Genomic DNA, 750 nt, shown 5'->3' on the forward strand with positions numbered 1-750 from the left:
CACCATGTGCCACAGGTAGTCGAGCGTCTTGCCGTCGTATAACTTCGTATAATGTATGCTATACGAAGTTATTACGTACAGCGCGGCAAGCGCCATGAAAACCGCGAGCACGGACAGCCCGACGAGCAGCGGCGTTTGCCGCGCGGCAACCTGCTCCTCGCGCGCCGCATCGACCCAGTCGAAGCCGATCCCGACCGGCAGTGCGCCGGCGAGCCGCTCCATCTCCGCCATCGCCGCGCCCGAACTCGTGCCGGTCGCCGCGCGGCCGCTGATGTCGAGCGACGGATAGCCGTTGTAGCGATTCAGCATCACCGGGCCGACCGTCCAGTGCGGCGCGGCGATGGCCGACAACGGAACCATGTCGCCGGTGCGGTTCGGCACCGTCAGCGCCATCAGTTGCGCATCGGTCACGCGCGCGGCCGGGTCGGCCTCGATGATCACCCGCCGCATCCGGCCCGATGCCGGAAAATCGTTGATGTAGTTCGAGCCGAACGTGCCGCCCAGAAGGCCCGCGATTCGCTCGAACGGCACGCCGAGCGCATACGCCTTCGCACGATCGACATCGAGTTCGATGCGCGGCGCGTCCGGCAGGTCTTCGAAATGCACGGCGGCGAGCAACGGATCCGCTTTCGCTCGTCCGGACAACTGCTCGCGAGCCGCCTTCAACGCGTCGAGCCCGACGCCGCCGCGATCCTCGAGCCGGAACGTGAATCCGTCGGAATGCCCGATGCCGCGCACCGACGGCGGCAG

At 66.9% G+C, this 750-nt stretch carries 1 protein-coding gene; it reads right to left on the reverse strand.

Translation table 11 applies throughout. From position 1 onward, the window contains the following. Positions 1-750, reverse strand: a 750-nt coding sequence (locus JMF90_RS39130) for an efflux RND transporter permease subunit (RefSeq protein ID WP_236598157.1), incomplete at both ends; no start/stop codon positions are given.

The sequence above is a fragment of the Burkholderia sp. E168m23 genome (assembly GCF_016586125.1).
Lineage (GTDB): Bacteria > Pseudomonadota > Gammaproteobacteria > Burkholderiales > Burkholderiaceae > Burkholderia > Burkholderia orbicola.